Source organism: Synechococcus sp. R8-2 (assembly GCF_047461715.1).
GTDB lineage: Bacteria > Cyanobacteriota > Cyanobacteriia > Thermostichales > Thermostichaceae > Thermostichus.
The window spans coordinates 1-2,119 of the sequence record NZ_JANSHQ010000609.1 but is presented as its reverse complement, the minus strand read 5'-3'; the positions used below and the strand labels follow the sequence as shown (position 1 = coordinate 2,119).

Here is a 2,119-nt window from a genome sequence, read left to right as displayed (position 1 = left end):
GCGACAGCGTTGCGTAGCAATATGGCGGGGATCCCGTTCCCACCAAGGACATTGCTCGGCAACGCCGGCGCGACGGAGAAGCCGCAAGCTGTAGCTGGTGATCAGGGCGGTGATGCCATAGCCCCCCAGCCAAAGCGGTGCCGGCAAAATGCCATCGCTAATGTGCATGGCCAGTCCTACTCCAGAGCGGAGGGGCTAACCTGGGATGACCCCGGAGATGCTGAAACCGATGGGCTCTCCACCGCTCCATAAACAGACTGACGCGGCCTGGAGAAGAAGAGAGCTGTGCCCAGACAGCCCCAAATGACGCAACCGGCCATAACCCCCCGCTGCAAAGGCCCAAAGGGTGGGGAAGCGCTGGGGATCCCTTCTGTCTGAGGGAACTCCTCGCCCACCGGCACGTTGACCAACACCCCATGCCCCACCTGGCGAATCCGCACCTGCCAGAGGCCCGTCAGGTTGGGATCCGGCTGCAGCAGAAATCGTCCCTGTGCATCCGTCTGTCCCTCCTGCCAAGGGGTAGTGGGATCCGTTGGCGCAAACACCGTTACCTGCGCAGAACGCATCGGTTCGCCAGAATCGTAGCGGGCCTGGATCTCAAAAGCGGGAACTGCCCGCCAAGAGGCCTCCACCCCGTGGCCCCAAGCGGGAGCAGACAGGAGCAGGCCGAAAGCCAGCAAGCTCAACCGTGCTCCGCATCGCTGACGCGACGCCGCAATCAGGCTCAGTCGGCAGGAAGGGATCCAAAGTTTTGGCCAGACTCGGTTCATTGGTTAGCTGAGGACAGACGACAATCTCTACGCTCCGCAGGCGACCGGTCTTAGAAAAGCCAAGACTTCAGGGCGAAGACTCTGTCTGGGCAGGGCCAGAGGCAGCGCGGCAGTGGCCTTCCCCCACATGGCCCAAGTGGTGCAGGATCTCCAATACGGCCTTAGCCGCAGGGGATCCCTCCTGCAGATCCCCCCAGTCCACTTCCAGAAGGTCGGATCCCCCCCCAGTGCTCCGCGCCGCTGACGCGGCCAGCCGCTGCTCCAGGGAGACAGGATCCAACTTCACCAAAGGGGCAAACCCCAGAGCTGCTTGATTGAGGCTGTCGTTGGGGGGCAAGCTTCCATCTCCAAACAGGTGGTCGAAATGGAAGGTGACCTCCAGATCTGCCACCTGGCCGACGCGCACAAAGCCTTTGCGCTCCTCCCCCACATACTCTCCGCAGGTGAAGGCCACCTCAGGGCTGAACTTGAGCACAAACGGCATCTCCCCAGCCCCTTCCTTTGTCGGTCGGGCTTGGCCTTCGATCCAGAGGGAATAGCCCTTTGCCGGCCCCTCCAGTGCTGGCACCAGCCGCCACCCCAGGGCGTTGTAGTGGCCAGGGGGTGCCTCTAGGGATCCCAGTAAGGCCCGCTCCGCCGGGGGAGCCGTGATCAAATCAACCGTGATGGGGCCGGAGAGGCTGACCAATGCCCGTGCCAGCAAATCTGCATTTCCTTCCGGATCAAAGGGCGGATCGGTTTGGTAGGCGGTTATGTCCGCCAGCGTCACGTACACGTGCTCAAAGCTCAGTTCCCAGCCGTCTTTGGAGACAAACCCCTCCCGAATGAAGTCCTCGCCGTTGGCCCAAAACTCCAGAGTACCCATCTCTGCCTTTGCTTGGGCTAGGGGTGCTTCCTGCCTGACCTTTTCCGCTCCAGCGTTAGAAGCCGGTCGGCAGGCGCCTAGAGAGAAGGCCAACCCAAGGGCCAGAAAGGGTAAAGCTAACCCCTTGCCCCAGGGATCCCTTGTTGAAGCACCAAGCCGAAATGGAGTGTGTTTCACCAGTTCCCCTGCCAAGGACTCGGTCCCGATGACGCAAACGGCACTGCTCTACCGAAACACAGGCTTCCCTGGTGTTACAATCCCCCACCAGGGCATCTGTAGGGCTATGCCTATGGCAAGGGCTACTCCTGCGCCAGATTCCCCGCCCGCACCCAACCTTCCTGCCCATTCTGACGGCGGATGCGCTGCCAACGACCATCTTCGCTGAGGCCCAGCACCGTCACCACCTCGTTCATGGGCACACCACCAATGTAGGTTCCCTCCCGCTCTGGAGTGGCCCGCAGCGCCAGGCCAATGGGCTCGATCA

General features: G+C 61.9%; 3 protein-coding genes. All 3 read right to left on the bottom strand.

The genetic code is table 11. The features are described 5' to 3' along the window. Window positions 1–176 precede the first annotated feature (176 nt). Complete coding sequence (locus NW819_RS13050) at window positions 177–770, bottom strand: hypothetical protein (protein ID WP_414414004.1); 594 nt, start codon at window positions 768–770, stop codon at window positions 177–179. 67 nt (window positions 771–837) lie between these two features. After that, window positions 838–1,635, bottom strand: coding sequence for a hypothetical protein (locus NW819_RS13045; RefSeq protein WP_414342415.1), 798 nt, complete (start codon window positions 1,633–1,635; stop codon window positions 838–840). 299 nt (window positions 1,636–1,934) lie between these two features. Next, the coding region (locus tag NW819_RS13040; RefSeq protein ID WP_414414003.1) for an SH3 domain-containing protein at window positions 1,935–2,119 on the bottom strand (185 nt) is incomplete at its 5' end.

Excerpts from the sequence above, each read along its gene's own strand:
- NW819_RS13045 (WP_414342415.1), bottom strand. The coding sequence starts at position 1,635 with ATGGGTACTCTGGAGTTTTGGGCCAACGGCGAGGACTTCATTCGGGAG.
- NW819_RS13050 (WP_414414004.1), bottom strand. The coding sequence starts at position 770 with ATGAACCGAGTCTGGCCAAAACTTTGGATCCCTTCCTGCCGACTGAGC.